The sequence below is a fragment of the Alkalicoccobacillus murimartini genome, assembly GCF_030813245.1.
Lineage (GTDB): Bacteria > Bacillota > Bacilli > Bacillales > Bacillaceae_D > Alkalicoccobacillus > Alkalicoccobacillus murimartini.
Genome location: NZ_JAUSUA010000005.1, coordinates 186,507 through 202,623, shown reverse-complemented (window position 1 = coordinate 202,623; position 16,117 = coordinate 186,507). Strand labels below are relative to the sequence as shown.

Annotated in this window: 14 protein-coding genes; 13 read left to right on the top strand and 1 reads right to left on the bottom strand. The window is 42.8% G+C overall.

Features of this window, described 5'->3' with window-relative positions:
* Positions 1 to 26 precede the first annotated feature (26 nt).
* The 10 genes from purB to purD are packed head-to-tail and all read left to right on the top strand — an operon-like array spanning position 27 to position 11,035.
* Positions 27 to 1,322 carry an adenylosuccinate lyase gene (purB, locus tag J2S05_RS15940; protein WP_306984522.1) on the top strand — a complete coding sequence of 432 codons (1,296 nt, stop codon included), beginning with the start codon at positions 27 to 29 and terminating at the stop codon, positions 1,320 to 1,322.
* 24 nt (positions 1,323 to 1,346) lie between these two features.
* Positions 1,347 to 2,057, top strand: a complete 711-nt coding sequence (purC, locus tag J2S05_RS15935) for a phosphoribosylaminoimidazolesuccinocarboxamide synthase (RefSeq protein ID WP_306984519.1) — start codon at positions 1,347 to 1,349, stop codon at positions 2,055 to 2,057.
* Complete coding sequence (gene purS / locus J2S05_RS15930; RefSeq protein WP_251610127.1) at positions 2,057 to 2,308, top strand: phosphoribosylformylglycinamidine synthase subunit PurS; 252 nt, start codon at positions 2,057 to 2,059, stop codon at positions 2,306 to 2,308. Before purC ends, purS begins: the two co-directional genes overlap by 1 nt.
* Complete coding sequence (gene purQ / locus J2S05_RS15925) at positions 2,305 to 2,988, top strand: phosphoribosylformylglycinamidine synthase subunit PurQ (RefSeq protein WP_306984517.1); 684 nt, start codon at positions 2,305 to 2,307, stop codon at positions 2,986 to 2,988. The genes purS and purQ overlap by 4 nt, the downstream gene beginning before the upstream one ends.
* The gene (gene purL, locus J2S05_RS15920) at positions 2,972 to 5,185 is read left to right on the top strand and encodes a phosphoribosylformylglycinamidine synthase subunit PurL (protein WP_306984515.1); all 2,214 of its coding nucleotides are present in this window, start codon (positions 2,972 to 2,974) and stop codon (positions 5,183 to 5,185) included. Before purQ ends, purL begins: the two co-directional genes overlap by 17 nt.
* Positions 5,170 to 6,582 carry an amidophosphoribosyltransferase gene (gene purF / locus J2S05_RS15915; protein ID WP_306984513.1) on the top strand — a complete coding sequence of 471 codons (1,413 nt, stop codon included), beginning with the start codon at positions 5,170 to 5,172 and terminating at the stop codon, positions 6,580 to 6,582. The genes purL and purF overlap by 16 nt, the downstream gene beginning before the upstream one ends.
* Before the next feature lie 20 nt (positions 6,583 to 6,602).
* Positions 6,603 to 7,640 (top strand): phosphoribosylformylglycinamidine cyclo-ligase, encoded by a 1,038-nt coding sequence (gene purM, locus J2S05_RS15910; RefSeq protein WP_306984511.1) that lies wholly within the window; start codon positions 6,603 to 6,605, stop codon positions 7,638 to 7,640.
* Positions 7,637 to 8,230 carry a phosphoribosylglycinamide formyltransferase gene (gene purN, locus J2S05_RS15905; RefSeq protein ID WP_306984509.1) on the top strand — a complete coding sequence of 198 codons (594 nt, stop codon included), beginning with the start codon at positions 7,637 to 7,639 and terminating at the stop codon, positions 8,228 to 8,230. Before purM ends, purN begins: the two co-directional genes overlap by 4 nt.
* Positions 8,223 to 9,761, top strand: a complete 1,539-nt coding sequence (purH, locus tag J2S05_RS15900; protein ID WP_306984507.1) for a bifunctional phosphoribosylaminoimidazolecarboxamide formyltransferase/IMP cyclohydrolase — start codon at positions 8,223 to 8,225, stop codon at positions 9,759 to 9,761. Before purN ends, purH begins: the two co-directional genes overlap by 8 nt.
* A 17-nt stretch (positions 9,762 to 9,778) precedes the next feature.
* Complete coding sequence (gene purD / locus J2S05_RS15895; RefSeq protein ID WP_306984505.1) at positions 9,779 to 11,035, top strand: phosphoribosylamine--glycine ligase; 1,257 nt, start codon at positions 9,779 to 9,781, stop codon at positions 11,033 to 11,035.
* 457 nt (positions 11,036 to 11,492) lie between these two features.
* On the opposite strand, the gene J2S05_RS15890 is transcribed toward purD, so the two are convergent.
* Positions 11,493 to 11,729, bottom strand: coding sequence for a YgaP family membrane protein (locus J2S05_RS15890; protein ID WP_306984503.1), 237 nt, complete (start codon positions 11,727 to 11,729; stop codon positions 11,493 to 11,495).
* A 137-nt stretch (positions 11,730 to 11,866) separates the two neighbouring features.
* On the opposite strand from J2S05_RS15890, the gene J2S05_RS15885 reads away from it, so the two are divergent.
* From J2S05_RS15885 to ade, 3 genes are all read left to right on the top strand, one after another.
* On the top strand, positions 11,867 to 13,609 hold the full coding sequence (locus J2S05_RS15885; protein WP_306984501.1) for an adenine deaminase C-terminal domain-containing protein: 1,743 nt from the start codon (positions 11,867 to 11,869) through the stop codon (positions 13,607 to 13,609).
* A gap of 68 nt (positions 13,610 to 13,677) precedes the next feature.
* A complete protein-coding gene (locus J2S05_RS15880) occupies positions 13,678 to 13,989 on the top strand; it encodes a YerC/YecD family TrpR-related protein (protein WP_306984498.1) in 312 nt (103 codons plus the stop codon).
* Between the two features lie 195 nt (positions 13,990 to 14,184).
* Complete coding sequence (gene ade / locus J2S05_RS15875; protein WP_306984497.1) at positions 14,185 to 15,882, top strand: adenine deaminase; 1,698 nt, start codon at positions 14,185 to 14,187, stop codon at positions 15,880 to 15,882.
* Positions 15,883 to 16,117: the final 235 nt, after the last annotated feature.

Below are 16,117 nucleotides of genomic sequence, written 5' to 3'. Positions count from 1 at the left end.
AAGACTATATTTGGAGGCTTACCTACATGATTGAACGTTATACTCGCCCTGAAATGGGTGCCGTTTGGACCGATGAAAACCGTTATAAAGCTTGGCTAGAGGTAGAAATTGTTGCCTGTGAAGCTTGGTCAGAGCTTGGACAAATTCCAAAAGAAGATGTGAAGAAAATCCGTGAGAACGCGAGCTTTGATATCAGTCGTATTCTTGAAATAGAAGAGGAAACAAGACATGATGTGGTTGCTTTTACTCGTGCGGTTTCAGAAACATTAGGGGAAGAGCGCAAGTGGGTTCATTACGGCTTAACGTCAACTGATGTTGTAGATACAGCCCTTTCTTATCTATTAAAGCAAGCAAATGATATTTTAGCAGCTGATCTTGATCGTTTTCTAGAGATTCTAAAGAACAAAGCTATTGAACATAAATTTACCGTGATGATGGGACGTACACATGGCGTTCATGCTGAGCCAACAACCTTTGGTTTAAAGCTAGGCTTATGGTATGAGGAAATGAAACGTAACATTGAACGCTTTAAGCACGCGGCTGAAGGAGTACGTTTTGGCAAGCTGTCTGGAGCAGTTGGAACCTATGCAAACATCGATCCACAAATTGAGCAGCTAGTGTGTGAGAAGCTTGGCTTAAATGCAGCGCCAATCTCTACTCAAACATTACAGCGTGACCGTCATGCAGAGTACATGGCGACACTTGCTCTTATTGCAACATCTGTTGAAAAGTTTGCTGTTGAGATTCGCGGTCTTCAAAAGAGTGAGACTCGTGAGGTAGAAGAGTTTTTTGCAAAAGGTCAAAAAGGATCTTCAGCTATGCCGCATAAGCGTAATCCAATTGGCTCTGAGAATATGACGGGACTTGCGCGTTTAATTCGAGGATACATGCTGACAGCTTACGAAAACGTACCGTTATGGCACGAGCGTGATATTTCTCACTCATCTGCTGAGCGTGTTATTTTACCGGATGCAACCATTGGTCTGAATTACATGTTGAATCGCTTCTCTAACATTGTGAAGAATTTGACGGTTTTCCCTGAGAATATGAAGCGCAACATGACTCGTACGTATGGTCTTATCTATTCGCAACGCGTACTGCTTTCATTAATTGATAAAGGAATGGTTCGTGAAGAAGCCTATGACCTTGTTCAACCTAAGGCGACGCAAGCTTGGGAGGAAGGCGTTCAATTCCGTGATTTGGTTGATGCAGAAGAACGCATCACGTCCGTTCTTTCTAAAGAAGAGTTGGATGAGTGCTTTAACTATGAGCATCACTTAACACACGTGGACACGATCTTCACACGTCTTGGCTTAAACTGATTCTATCTAGGAGGGTTTCAATCAATGGAGAAGCAGGAGCTACTTTACGAAGGTAAAGCTAAACGAATCTATCAAACCTCTGAACAGGATGTATTGTGGGTGACTTATAAGGATGACGCCACAGCATTTAATGGAGAGAAAAAAGATACACTCGAAGGCAAAGCAAGGCTTAACAATGAGATTTCAACGTTAATCTTTAATCATTTGAATGAAAAAGGGCTTGAGAGTCACTTCGTTCGGAGATTATCTGACACAGAACAGCTCGTTCGTAAGGTTGAGATTGTACCACTTGAAGTAGTCGTTCGTAATGTTGTAGCTGGTAGTATGGCTAAGAGATTAGGTATTGCCGAGGGTACACCATTGGTTGAACCAATCGTTGAATTTTATTACAAAGACGATGCATTAGGAGATCCACTTATAACGGAAGATCATGTATATCTTCTGGAAGCCGCAACATCTGAAGAAGTCGAATCTCTTAAGATTCAAGCCAAAAAGGTTAATCAATTATTAGTTGAGTTGTTTGCAGGGATTGGTGTGAGATTAGTTGATTTCAAATTAGAATTTGGTCGGACACATGATGGAGAACTACTTCTTGCTGACGAAATCTCACCAGATACATGTCGACTTTGGGATTTAGAGACAAACCAGAAGTTTGATAAGGATCTATTTCGCCGTAATCTAGGAAGTTTGCAGGATGGATATCAGGAAATACTAACACGCTTGGGAGGCCAATAATGTATAAAGTTAAAGTCTACGTAACGCTAAGAGAAAGTGTTCTTGATCCACAGGGAGTGGCTGTTCAAAATGCTCTTCATACAATGGAATATAAGGAAGTACAGGATGTTCGCATCGGAAAATACATGGAGCTAACATTAGCTGATACAAGCAATGTCGATGCTCGAGTGAAAGAAATGTGCGAAAAACTTCTTGCTAATACGGTCATTGAAGATTATAGCTATGAGATCGAGGAGGTTGTCTCTTCATGAAGTTTGCGGTCATCGTATTTCCAGGATCCAACTGTGACGCGGATATGTACCATGCCATCCGCGACCAGCTTGGCGAAGAGGTAGACTACGTGTGGCACAATGACACGTCACTTGAAGGGTATGACGGCATATTGCTTCCAGGAGGATTCTCTCACGGAGATTATCTTCGTTCAGGTGCAATCGCTCGTTTTGCACCAATTATGAACTCAGTCATTGAAGCGGCTCAAGCCGGGGTTCCGGTACTGGGTGTATGTAATGGATTTCAAGTACTGCTAGAAGCGGGATTGCTTCCGGGTGCTATGAAGAGAAATGAAGGACTTAAGTTTATCTGCCGACCTGTTCAATTAACCGTGACAAATGCGGATACGATTTTTACATCAGGTTATACAGAAGGCTCAGAAATCAACGTTCCCGTGGCCCATGGTGAGGGAAACTATGAGTGTGATGAAGAAACGTATCAAAAGCTTGAAGCAAACAATCAAATCGTGTTCCGCTATAGCTCGAATGTGAACGGTTCGCGTAATCAAATCGCAGGTATTGTTAATGAAGCAGGTAATGTTCTTGGAATGATGCCTCACCCAGAACGTGCAGTAGAAGAGCTACTTGGAAGTGCTGATGGCCTTCTTTTATTTCAATCAATCTTAAAAAACTGGAGGGAATCTCATGTCACTACTCGTTGAACCATCTTCTGAACAGGTCAAAAAAGAAAAGCTGTATCAGGCCATGGGTTTAACTGATGATGAATTCCAGCTTGTCGAAGAGATTTTAGGGCGTACGCCAAATTATACAGAAACCGGATTATTCTCGGTCATGTGGTCAGAGCACTGTAGCTATAAGAATTCCAAAGTACTATTAAAGAAATTCCCTGTCACTGGTGAAAAAGTACTTCAAGGTCCTGGTGAAGGGGCCGGAATCATTGATATTGGTGATAATCAAGCGGTTGTATTTAAAATTGAAAGTCACAATCACCCATCAGCAATTGAGCCTTATCAAGGGGCTGCAACCGGAGTTGGCGGAATTTTGCGTGATGTGTTCTCGATGGGAGCACGACCGATCTCAATCTTAAATTCATTGCGTTTTGGAGAATTAACCTCTCCAAAGGTTCGTTATTTATTTGAAGAAGTGGTAGCTGGAATTGCAGGCTATGGTAACTGTATTGGGGTTCCGACGGTTGGTGGAGAAGTTCAGTTTGACCCTTGTTATGAAGGAAACCCGCTTGTTAATGCAATGTGTGTGGGTTTAATCGATCATAAGGATATTCAAAAAGGACAAGCCAAAGGTGTCGGAAATACTGTCATGTATGTTGGGGCAAGCACTGGTCGTGATGGAATTCACGGGGCAACGTTCGCGTCTGAAGAGCTAAGTGAAAGCTCTGAAGAGAAACGTCCTGCTGTACAAGTTGGCGATCCATTTATGGAGAAGCTCTTGCTTGAAGCGTGCCTTGAGTTAATCAAATGTGACGCCCTTGTTGGTATTCAAGATATGGGTGCGGCTGGTTTAACTTCTTCGTCTGCAGAGATGGCAAGCAAAGCTGGATCAGGCATTGTCATGAATTTAGATCTTGTACCTCAGCGCGAACAAGGTATGACGGCTTATGAAATGATGTTATCTGAGTCACAAGAGCGCATGTTGATTGTTGTTCAAAAAGGTAGAGAAGCTGAAATTAAAGAGATTGTAGACCGTTGGGGACTACTTTCTGCTGAGGTTGGTTATGTAACAGATGACAAGCGTCTTCGTTTAATGCACAACGGTGAAGTAGCAGCAGATGTACCAGTTGATGCGCTAGCCGAAGAAGCTCCTGTTTACCACAAGCCATCATCTGTTCCAGCTTATTATAAAGAATTTCAAGAGCAGGCTGCATATGTACCCGCAATTGATGATTTTAAAGAAACGTTACTTCAATTATTGGCTCAGCCAACAATTGCAAGCAAGGAATGGGTCTATGACCAATATGACTACATGGTTCAAACGAATACAGTTGTCTCTCCAGGTTCCGATGCAGCTGTTGTTCGAATTCGTGATACGCGTAAAGCCCTTGCGATGACAACAGATTGTAATTCTCGTTATCTTTATTTAGATCCTGAAGTAGGCGGCAAAATTGCCGTAGCTGAAGCTGCTCGTAACATTGTTGCTTCTGGCGGTGTACCACTTGGGGTTACAGATTGCTTGAACTACGGAAGTCCAGATAAACCAGAAATTTTCTGGCAACTGGAAACCTCAACAGATGGAATGAGTGAAGCGTGCCGTACACTGGAAACACCGGTTATCGGCGGAAATGTTTCTTTATATAACGAAACGTCTGGTGGAGCGATCTATCCAACACCTGTTATTGGAATGGTTGGATTAATTGAAGACCTTGATCATATTACAACCCAAGATTATAAATCAGTCGGTGATCTTGTTTATTTACTAGGTGAAACAAAACCTGAATTTAGTGGAAGTGAGCTTCAGAAAATGCTGGAAGAGCGAATCTTTGGTAAGGCACCTGAGCTTGATTTGACGCTTGAAAAAAATCGTCAGTCCCAACTTCTAAAAGCGATTCAATCAGGACTTGTTGCCTCAGCACATGATATATCTGAGGGGGGACTAGCTGTTGCATTAGCTGAAGGAATGACATCTGGACATGTAGGTGTTCGTGTTCAACACGTAGGAGATAACACGAATCTATTTGCAGAGAGCCAATCTCGTTTTGTGGTAACCGTATCTCCTGAAAATCGCAGTGCATTTGAAGCGATTGTTGATGCCGAGTGTATTGGTGAAGTAACAAACGAAAATGTATTGGTTGTATGTGATGAGAACGGGAAGGCTGTTATTGAAGCATCTCAAGAAGAAATCGTTAAGGCTTGGAAAGGAGCCATTCCATGTTTGCTGAAATAAAAGGCTTAAATGAAGAGTGTGGCGTATTTGCTGTTTGGGGTCATAAGGATGCAGCTCAAATTACGTATTATGGTTTGCATAGTTTACAACACCGTGGTCAAGAAGGAGCGGGTATTGTTGTCTCTGATGGCGATACATTAAATGTTCACAAAGGTCTCGGTTTAGTTAATGAAGTCTTTGACCAGCAAACTTTAAATGCTCTTCAAGGATCAGCTGCAATCGGTCATGTGCGTTATGCGACAGCCGGTGGTGGCGGATTTGCCAATGTGCAGCCGCTTATGTTCCGCTCACAAGTGGGTGGACTTGCGATTGCTCATAATGGGAACATTGTGAATGCGAACAACCTGAAGCTTCAGCTTGAGAATCAAGGGAGTATCTTTCAGTCTACCTCTGATACAGAGGTACTGGCTCATTTAATCAAACGTAGCGGTTATTGGTCTCTTGAAGACCAATTCCGCCATGCGCTTGCGATGCTGAAAGGTGCTTATGCCTTTGCAGTTATGAACGAACATCAATTAATTGCAGCTATGGATCCTAATGGGTTAAGGCCTTTAGCGATTGGTCGTATTGGCGACGCCTATGTGGTCGCTTCTGAAACCTGTGCGTTTGATATCATCGGGGCAACGTATGAGCGTGATGTAAAACCAGGTGAAATGGTTATTATCGATGACAACGGATTACGTACAGAGCAGTATGATAAATCAACGAACCCAGCTATTTGTAGTATGGAGTATGTTTACTTTGCTCGTCCTGATAGCAATGTCGAGACGATTAATGTGCACACTGCGAGAAAGCAATTGGGGAAACAGCTTGCGATTGAAGCACCAATTGAAGCAGATGTGGTAACTGGGGTTCCAGACTCCAGCATCTCAGCCGCCATCGGATATGCGGAACAAACGGGTATCCCGTATGAGCTTGGTCTAATCAAAAACCGTTATGTAGGACGGACCTTTATACAGCCTTCTCAGGAGTTACGTGAACAGGGAGTTAAGATGAAGCTTTCTGCCGTGCGTGGTGTCGTAGAAGGAAAACGAGTGGTGATGATTGATGATTCAATCGTACGTGGTACAACCAGTCGTCGAATCGTGAACATGTTGAAGGAAGCTGGTGCCCTTGAGGTCCACGTGCGCATTAGTTCGCCGCCAATTAAGCATCCTTGCTTTTATGGGATCGATACGTCTACGACCTCAGAATTAATAGCTTCTCAACATTCATTAGAAGAGATGCGTGAAATGATGGGTGCAGATAGTCTGTCCTTCTTAAGTACAGATGGCTTAAAGAAAGGGATTGGACGCGATCCAGAAATGAGTAATTGCGGTCAATGTCTAGCATGCTTTACTGGAGAATATCCAACAGAAATTTATGCAGATACGGTTCATCCGCACGCGAAGGTTTAATTAAAGGAGGCAACGTCCGCATGTCAGATGCATACAAACAAGCCGGTGTTGATATTGAAGCAGGCTATGAATCAGTTAAACGAATGGGGCAGCATGTTAAACGTACAGCCCGCCCTGGTGTACTTGGTGGTCTAGGTGGTTTTGGTGGGAACTTTGATTTGTCTTCATTAGATTACAAAGAACCGGTTTTAGTATCAGGTACGGATGGAGTAGGCACTAAGCTAATGCTTGCTTTCATGATGGACAAACATGACACCATTGGCGTTGATGCTGTTGCCATGTGTGTAAATGATATTGTGGTTCAAGGTGCAGAACCGTTATATTTTCTAGACTATATTGCGTGTGGAAAATCAGATCCAGAGCGTATTGAAGCAATCGTCAAAGGCGTAGCGGACGGCTGTGAACAAGCTGGCTGCGCGTTGATTGGTGGAGAGACTGCAGAAATGCCTGGAATGTATGATCCAGAAGAATACGATCTTGCAGGATTTTCTGTAGGTGCGGTTGAGAAATCCAATCTAATTTCTGGAGATGCGATTCAGCCTGGTGGTGTTGTGATTGGCTTAAGCTCAAGTGGGCTGCATAGCAATGGATTCTCATTAGTCCGTCATATTCTTTTAGAAAAGGCTGGTCTTTCTCTCAATGATTCAGTTGAAGGATTAGAAGGGCGCTTAGGTGATGTCCTCCTTACACCAACAAAGATTTATGTGAAGCCTCTCTTGGCATGTTTAAAGAAGCATGAAATTCATGGGTTGGCCCACATTACAGGTGGCGGCTTTTATGAAAATGTTCCAAGAATGCTGCCTACTGGGATAAAAGTTGAAATTGACAATGGCTCATGGCCGGTTCCAGCTATTTTTGAAGTGTTAAAAGCAAAAGGCGATATTAGTGATCGTGATTTGTTTTCAACATTTAATATGGGTATAGGCATGATGCTTGTTGTACCAGAGAACGAGCACCTAGATGTGATCCGTACGCTTGAAACAGAAGGCGAACAAGCATACATCATTGGACGTGTCACTGAGGGTGAAGGCGTAACAATCGGGGGCATTGATTCATGAGAATAGCGGTATTTGCTTCGGGCACAGGTTCTAATGCAGAAGCACTGATACAGGCTGCCAAAGAGAACCAACTCGGTGGTGAGGTTGTGTTGCTTGTTTCTGACAAACCTGAAGCGGGGGCTCTTAAAAAGGCAGAAAGCTATGGAATTAAAACCGTTGCACTTGCACTAAAATCATTTGCGACAAAAGCTGAATACGAGGCTAAAGTTGTCGAGCATTTACAGGATCATAAGGTAGATTTTCTCTGTCTTGCAGGCTATATGAGATTAGTAGGGTCGACTTTATTAACTGCCTACGAAGGTCGAATTGTGAATATTCATCCATCATTGTTGCCTGCTTTTCCGGGCTTAGATGCAGTCGGACAAGCACTAACCGCTGGAGTGAGCGAAACGGGCGTAACCATTCATTTTGTGGATGCCGGAATGGATACCGGACCCATCATTGCACAGGAAACGGTTCTCATTCAAAAAGGGGATACCTCAGAGGATGTAATGAAAAAGATTCAAGCAGTTGAACATCAATTATATCCACGTACAGTGAAGCAGCTAATGGAAAGCAAAGATGTAGGAGGAGACGGACATAATGAGTAAGAGACGAGCATTAGTCAGTGTATCTAAAAAAGAAGGACTTATCCCGTTTGTTCAAGGGTTGGTTGATCAAGGAATTGAAGTCATCTCCACAGGTGGAACAAAGCGTGCTTTAGAAGAAGCGAATGTTCCAGTGATCGGAATTTCTGAGGTAACTGGTTTTCCCGAAATTCTTGATGGACGTGTGAAAACCCTTCATCCTAACATTCACGGTGGTTTACTTGCTATGCGTGAAAAAGCAGAGCATCAAGAAGCTTTACAAACGCATGATATTGCACCGATTGACTTTGTAGTAGTGAACTTATACCCATTTGCTGAAACCATTGCCAAGCCATCATCAACCTTTGAGGATGCGATTGAAAATATCGACATCGGTGGGCCAAGCATGTTGCGATCTGCTGCCAAAAACCATAATCATGTAACTGTGGTAGTGGACCCAGCTGACTATGACGTTGTCTTAACTGAACTAAAAGAAAGTGGCTCTGTGAATGGTGAAACTCGCCGACGTTTAGCGGCCAAAGTGTTCCGTCATACCGCAGCTTATGATGCAATGATTGGGCAATATTTAACTGAGGCTGTAGGGGAAGAATACCCAGAAACCTTAACACTTACATATGAACGCAGCCAATCTCTGCGCTATGGGGAAAATCCTCACCAGAAAGCGGCTTTTTATAAAACCACATTAGGAAATAAAAGCTCCATTGCACAAGCAGAACAATTACACGGAAAAGAGCTTTCTTACAATAATATCGGGGATGCAAATGCTGCCCTTGAAATTGTAAAGGAATTCTCTGAACCAGCTGTTGTTGCAGTAAAACACATGAATCCTTGTGGTGTTGGTACGGGAGAAACGATTAATCAAGCATTTAATCGTGCATATGAAGCCGATTCTGTTTCTATTTTTGGAGGAATCATTGCACTAAATCGTGAAGTGGATGCTGCTACAGCTGAAACGATGTCTACGATTTTTCTTGAGGTCTTACTGGCTCCTAGCTTTACAGAAGAAGCAAAAGCGATTTTGACGAAAAAGAAAAATATCCGTTTACTTCAAGTGACTGTAGAATCTAGCGAAAAAACGGCTAATAAAGTTGCATCTGTTCAAGGTGGATTACTAGTGCAAGAGGAAGATACACCGAAAGTGGATGAATCTAGCTGGACCGTTCCAACAAAACGCCAACCAACTGAAGATGAGTGGACAGCTCTTAAGCTTGGTTGGAAAGTGGTCAAACACGTCAAATCAAATGCCATTGTTTTAACAAATGGTGAAATGACTGTAGGAGTAGGTGCTGGGCAGATGAATCGAGTGGGTGCTGCTGGCATTGCGATTGAACAGGCCGGAGAGCGTGCACACGGATCGGCGCTTGCATCTGATGCGTTCTTCCCAATGGGAGATACAGTTGAAGCCGCAGGCAAAGCTGGAATCAAAGCCATTATTCAACCAGGAGGATCTATTCGTGATGAGGAATCGATCCAAAAAGCAGATGAATATGGAATTGCAATGGTCTTTACAGGTGCTCGTCACTTTAAACACTAGGAAGGAGCGTTGTCGATATGAATGTACTCGTAATTGGTAGTGGCGGCCGTGAGCACGCGGTTGCTTGGAAGCTCGCACAAAGCTCAAGAGTGGAAAAAGTGTATGTAGCACCAGGAAACGCTGGTATGACAGATATAGCAGAGCTTGTCTCGATTGGCGAAACGGATTTTGCTGCATTAATTACTTTTGCAAAAGAAAACGATGTTGAGTTAACGATTGTAGGACCTGAGGTTCCATTAAGCTTAGGAATCGTGGATCATTTTCAAGAGGCTGGTCTTAAGGTATTTGGCCCTAGTCAAGCGGCTGCTCAAATTGAGGGTAGCAAATCGTTTGCTAAGGATCTCATGAACCGCTATGGCATTCCAACAGGTGCGTCTGCTACATTCTCTACCTTTGATGAAGCAGCAGCGTATGTGAAGGAGCAGGGTGCTCCAATCGTGATAAAGGCAGACGGTTTAGCAGCAGGAAAAGGTGTAACGGTTGCCATGACCGAAGAAGAAGCCTTGGCTGCATTATCTGATATTTTGGAAGCCAATCGTTTTGGTGACGCAGGAGCAAAAGTACTCGTGGAAGAGTTTCTAGAAGGTGAAGAGCTTTCTTTAATGGCTTTTGTCCACAATGATGTTGTGATACCAATGGTTGGAGCTCAAGATCATAAGCGTGCTTATAACAATGATGAAGGCCCAAACACTGGTGGTATGGGTGCTTATTCTCCTGTTCCTCAGTTTAACGCAAACCAAGTCGATGTAGCTGTTCGAGCGGTGTTAGAGCCGGCAGCTGCCGCAATGATTGAAGAAGGCACTCCGTTTACTGGAATCTTGTATGCTGGCTTGATGATGACCCCAACTGGCCCAAAGGTCATCGAATTTAACGCACGATTTGGTGACCCTGAAACCCAAGTGGTTCTTCCTCGACTTGAAACAGATTTAGTCGATGTGATTGAACAATTATTGGCTGGCGAAAAACCAGACTTGCTTTGGTCCGAAGAAGCAGTTGTTGGAGTCGTCATGGCAAGTGTTGGTTATCCAGGAGCCTACGAAAAAGGTGCGGCGATTAGTGGACTTGAAGCTGCAGCTAAAAATGGATTAGTATTTCATGCTGGTACAGCCCTTCATGATGGGATCTGGCAAACAAACGGCGGACGAGTCCTTCTCGTTGCTGCGCGTGGAGAAACGATTCGAGATGCAAAAGAGCATGCCTACGAGTCCATCCTACACATTCAGAGTGAGGGACTTTATAACCGAACAGACATAGCAGATAAAGCAATAAAATAGTGTGAATCGTGGCACCTGTCTAGCGCAGGTGTCTTTTTTGTTGTGGTGAAGGTTGGAGTTAGGGGAGAGGTGAATGGAGTGATGGAGGGTAAGGTGAGGCGATGGAGAGTCGAATTGAAGCGATGGAGGGCAAAGTGAAGCGATAGATCTCTGAATTGAAGCGATGGAAGGTAAAGTGAAACGATAGATCCCTCAATTGAAGCGATGGAGGTGAAAGTGAAACGATAGATCCCTGAGTTGAAGCGATGGAGGGTAAAGTGAAGCGATAGATCTCTGAATTGAAGCGATGGAAGGTAAAGTGAAACGATAGATCCCAGAATTGAAGCGATGGAAGGTAAAGTGAAACGATAGATCCCTCAATCAAAGCGATAGAGGCAAAAGTGAAACGACGAAGGACCTACCATCCCATTATAAATAACGTAATGCATCGGTTTCCAAGTAGAAAAAACCCATCATTTTAAGATGGGTTCATCACACGACCGTCTTGTTTATGTTCTTGCTTTTTCTTATCTGTCATATAGATAAGTGGACAGAAACGAGTTATTCCTTCTGCGACCTTCATAGCTCCAATGATAATGCCGATAATACCTATAAGAGAAGATTTTCGCTGCATTTTTGAAGAAGCAAAAGCAAGAACTGACAGTCCGCATGTAATGCGACAAAGTGATTGTATACGACTTAAATTTGGTTTCATTTCTGATTCCTCCACTTTAAAAAATTAGAAAATGTCTTTTTTTAATAATGTGTGAAAAGATGTCACAAGTTTTTCCTATATATACTTGATTTTGTGATAACATATAGACAAAAGATAATGAAATGGGTGATCTGCCAATGACGGAACGAATTTACCGCTGGACAAAAAAACGCTTGCGCCAGCACCTTGATGTCGTCAGGGGAGAAAAAGCGCCTTCAATTGTTCTCAAAAATGCTACGTATCTCAATCACGCCAGGAAAAAATGGCTTAATGCAAATATATGGATTGCGGATGATCGAATTGTGTATGTTGGACAGGAGCTTCCCCCGGTAACAGACAAGGATACTGAAATAGTTGATTGTAAGGACTCGGTGATTGTACCAGGGTATATAGAGCATCACGCTCATCCTTTTCAACTTTATAATCCCCACAGCTTTGCAAAATATGCTTCGGCTCATGGGACCACAACCTTGATAAACGACAATCTGTATTTCTTTTCGAACGTTGAAAAAAAGAAAGCGCTTTCTCTGATAGAAAAGCTAGAAGAGATGCCAACAAGCATGTATTGGTGGGCGCGTTATGATCCTCAGACGGAGCTTCAAAGTGAAGCACATTTTACAAATTCACGAATGAAGGCTTGGCTTGAGCATCATCTTGTTGTTCAAGGTGGTGAGCTAACATCTTGGCCGAAGGTTTTGGAGGGTGACGATTCAACTCTTCATTGGATGCAGGAGACAAGCAGACTGCGTAAGCCTATTGAAGGACATCTTCCAGGTGCTTCTGAGCGTACATTGTCGCAAATGGCGCTTTTAGGTGTAACCTGTGACCATGAATCAATAAATGGAGAAGAAGCCGTACGTCGATTAGATATGGGGTATATGACGTCATTACGACATTCGTCTATGCGTCCTGATCTTCCGAAGCTTCTGAGTGAAATGCAAGAGCTAGGTGTAGATCATTTTGTTCGTTGCATTATGACAACAGATGGTTCCCCCCCTTCCTTCTATGAAGATGGGGTTATGGACAAATTAATCAAAATGGCTCTTGATAGCGGCTTATCAGATTTTGATGCGTATGGTATGGCTACTTATTATGTAGCTAGATATTACAATTTGGATCATAAGCTTGGCATGATTGCACCTGGGCGAATTGCTCATATTAATTTCCTATCTGACAAGAATACTCCGAAGCCAGTTTCTGTTCTTGCGAAAGGACAATGGATTGTTAGGGATGGTAAGCAGTGTCAAGAAGAGGATACTTTCCCTTGGAATGATTACGGTATTAAACCACTTGATACAAGCTGGGATTTGGATGAGAATGAGCTTCACTTTTCAATGCCGATGGGAATTGAAATGGTGAATGCTGTAATTCTTAAGCCATATCGCATATCTGTTGAAGGTACGGTTAATGAGTTAAGCCAAAATCATGATGAGAGCTTCTTTGTATTAATTGATAAAAATGGTAAGTGGATGATTAATACTATGATTAAAGGCTTCTCTGATAAAATTAAAGGCTTTGCCAGCTCATTTTCTAACACGGGAGATTTCATTTTAATCGGTAAAAATGTGAAAGACATGGTCGCGGCCTTTCGTGCTGTAAAGGCTCAAGGTGGAGGAATGGCTTTAGTAGATGATGGAGAAGTCATTGGCAGGCTTGTGCTGAAATTAAATGGCGCAATGTCCGATAAGTCGATGGAAGGCATTATGGAAGAGGAAAAACATTTTGTTAAGCTTCTTCGTGAAAGAGGCTATAAACATGAAGATCCTATCTATAGTTTGCAGTTCTTTTCGTCCACACATCTACCATATATCCGGGTCACACAAAGAGGGATCTATGATGTAACAAAGAAAAAGATACTCTTTCCTGCGATTATGCGTTAAACTAGAATAGTATTAAAGTATCTGGCTACAGTCAGGCATGCCGAAATTTTTGGAAAGGCGTGAAATAATTGCAAATTGATAAGCTTCGTGGAAAAGAACTTGATCAACTGTTTCAAGCGGTTCTCTCATTAAAAAGTCTTGAAGAATGTTATGAGTTCTTTGATGATCTGTGTACGATTAATGAAATTCAGTCATTAGCTCAGCGACTTGAAGTAGCAAGAATGCTTCAGAATGGATACACGTATCATAAGATTGAAACAGAGACAGGGGCAAGTACTGCCACTATATCACGTGTGAAACGATGCCTTAATTACGGGAACGATAGCTATACTATGGCTTTAGACCGAATTAAGGAAGATCAGACAGGATCCACAGAATAATTCATACACAGAAGCTATCTGGCACGGTGAAAACCACTGTCAGGTAGCTTTTTTTGTTTAATCAGTGCATACATATAAAAAATAGACTACAATAGTTCAAATACTAAAAAAGCGACTTGGAGAGGAGCTTTCACTCTGAATACGAAGAATCTACAATCAAACATTGCAGCTGCATCAAAGCAAAAGCTACCTGAATTGGTTGTCTATAACGGAAAAGTAATCGATGTCTATACATTAACCGTACTTGAGGCGGATGTGGCCATTTCAGAAGGCATAATCGTTGGCATTGGATCTTACCCCGAAGCAAAAGAACGTTTGGACGCTCAAGGTGCTTACATCTGTCCGGGTTTAATCGATGGTCATATTCATATTGAATCAACGATGGTGCCACCGGAAGAGTTTTGCAAAATTGTTGTGCCTAAGGGGATAACAACGGTCATTGCCGACCCTCATGAAATCGCAAATGTAGGGGGAGCTGAGGCAGTACGATATATGCTCGAGGCTTCAAGAGATTTGCCACTAGATGTCAAAATGATGATTCCTTCTTGTGTTCCTGCAGCGCCATTTGAGCATAACGGAGCAGACGTGTCAGCTGAAGACGTTCAAACCCTTTTTGACGAAGGCGAGGCCTTTGGCTTAGGAGAAGTGATGAATTATCCAGCTGTCCTTTCAGGAGACGCGAATATGTTAGCGAAAATAGAAAGCGCCAAAAAAGATGGTCGAGTCATTGATGGTCATGCTGCTGGATTGGATATACATGCGTTGAATGCCTATCGGACCGCTGGCATTGTAAATGACCATGAGGCAGTCACAGCGGAAGAAGCATTACATCGTGTTCGTCGCGGAATGTTTGTATTAATCCGTGAAGGTACTGCCGCTAAGGATCTAGAGGCACTGTTGCCAGCAGTGACAACGGCGAATGCCCGAAGATTTGCATTTGCAACAGATGATCGCCATCTAGACCATCTGGTGAAAGAGGGAAGTATCGATGGAAGTATTCGCAAATCAATCTCACTCGGACTACCCGAACTACAGGCCATACAGCTGGCTACACTTAATGCTGCGGAGGCCTTTGGTTTACATCAAAAAGGAGCCATTGCACCTGGGTGTGAAGCGACGTTTCTTCTTGTTAGTGACTTAACCAACTTTGTTGTGGAATCTGTCTATGTGAAGGGAGAATGGATTGCTCAGCAAGGGGAGCTAGTGAAACCAGTGAGAGAGTCAGTGACCGCCCCACAATATTTGCAAAAGAGCATGAAGATGGCACCAGTGACACGAGAAGATCTTAAATTACCAGCAAAATCAGGTATGGATGCAACGATCATTTCCATTACCCCCGGTTCAATTATTACAAAAGCCATCACTGAACCTATTCAATGTGAGCAGGGGTTTTTTATACCCTCACCATCAAATAACCAACTGAAGTTAATTGTTGCTGAACGACATAAACAGCTTGGTCATGTCGGTGTTGGGATTGTAAAAGGTATTCCGATTCAGAATGGAGCCATTGTATCAACCGTTGCCCACGATTCACATAACGTCATTGCGTGTGGTACGGATGACGAGAGCCTATTGACTGCGATTCATCACGTAGAATCCATTAATGGGGGGATGGCCGTAGTAAAAGAGGGCAAAGTAGTGGCTAGCCTACCACTTGATCTAGCAGGCTTAATGTCAACAAAACCGTACGAAGTGGTTCAAAAAGAGGTTCAAGAACTAGAAACAGCTCTTCATGAGGTAGGTTTTACAGAGGAATGGGATCCATTTCTAACTCTTGCTTTTCTAGCTCTACCAGTTATTCCATCTATAAAATTAACGGATACTGGATTATTTGATGTTCTTTCCTTCAAACATATAGCCATTCAATCAGAACAAAACCAGCCAGTTGAGTGATCTCAACTGGTTTAATTAATTTGTGCGCAAAAACCCTTTGAGTGGAAAAAGGAATAAAGCACAAGTTCCCATTAAAATAGTTGAGAAATTGGCGAGATTTTTTGACAAGACCGGTCGAAAGGATTATTCTAGATAGGGTAAAACAGTAAAATGCCTTGCCGATCATTTTGTAGTGTTTTTTTGGTTATGTTTGTGAGTGAATTCACATATAGAACAAAAAGCAGGAGACTCTACA

Bases quoted from the DNA above. Each gene is read 5' to 3' on its own strand.
- purF (WP_306984513.1), top strand. From the start codon at position 5,170: ATGTTTGCTGAAATAAAAGGCTTAAATGAAGAGTGTGGCGTATTTGCT.
- purB (WP_306984522.1), top strand. From the start codon at position 27: ATGATTGAACGTTATACTCGCCCTGAAATGGGTGCCGTTTGGACCGAT.
- purL (WP_306984515.1), top strand. From the start codon at position 2,972: ATGTCACTACTCGTTGAACCATCTTCTGAACAGGTCAAAAAAGAAAAG.
- purN (WP_306984509.1), top strand. From the start codon at position 7,637: ATGAGAATAGCGGTATTTGCTTCGGGCACAGGTTCTAATGCAGAAGCA.
- purD (WP_306984505.1), top strand. From the start codon at position 9,779: ATGAATGTACTCGTAATTGGTAGTGGCGGCCGTGAGCACGCGGTTGCT.
- purS (WP_251610127.1), top strand. From the start codon at position 2,057: ATGTATAAAGTTAAAGTCTACGTAACGCTAAGAGAAAGTGTTCTTGAT.
- J2S05_RS15885 (WP_306984501.1), top strand. From the start codon at position 11,867: ATGACGGAACGAATTTACCGCTGGACAAAAAAACGCTTGCGCCAGCAC.
- purM (WP_306984511.1), top strand. From the start codon at position 6,603: ATGTCAGATGCATACAAACAAGCCGGTGTTGATATTGAAGCAGGCTAT.
- purQ (WP_306984517.1), top strand. From the start codon at position 2,305: ATGAAGTTTGCGGTCATCGTATTTCCAGGATCCAACTGTGACGCGGAT.
- purC (WP_306984519.1), top strand. From the start codon at position 1,347: ATGGAGAAGCAGGAGCTACTTTACGAAGGTAAAGCTAAACGAATCTAT.
- purH (WP_306984507.1), top strand. From the start codon at position 8,223: ATGAGTAAGAGACGAGCATTAGTCAGTGTATCTAAAAAAGAAGGACTT.
- J2S05_RS15890 (WP_306984503.1), bottom strand. From the start codon at position 11,729: ATGAAACCAAATTTAAGTCGTATACAATCACTTTGTCGCATTACATGC.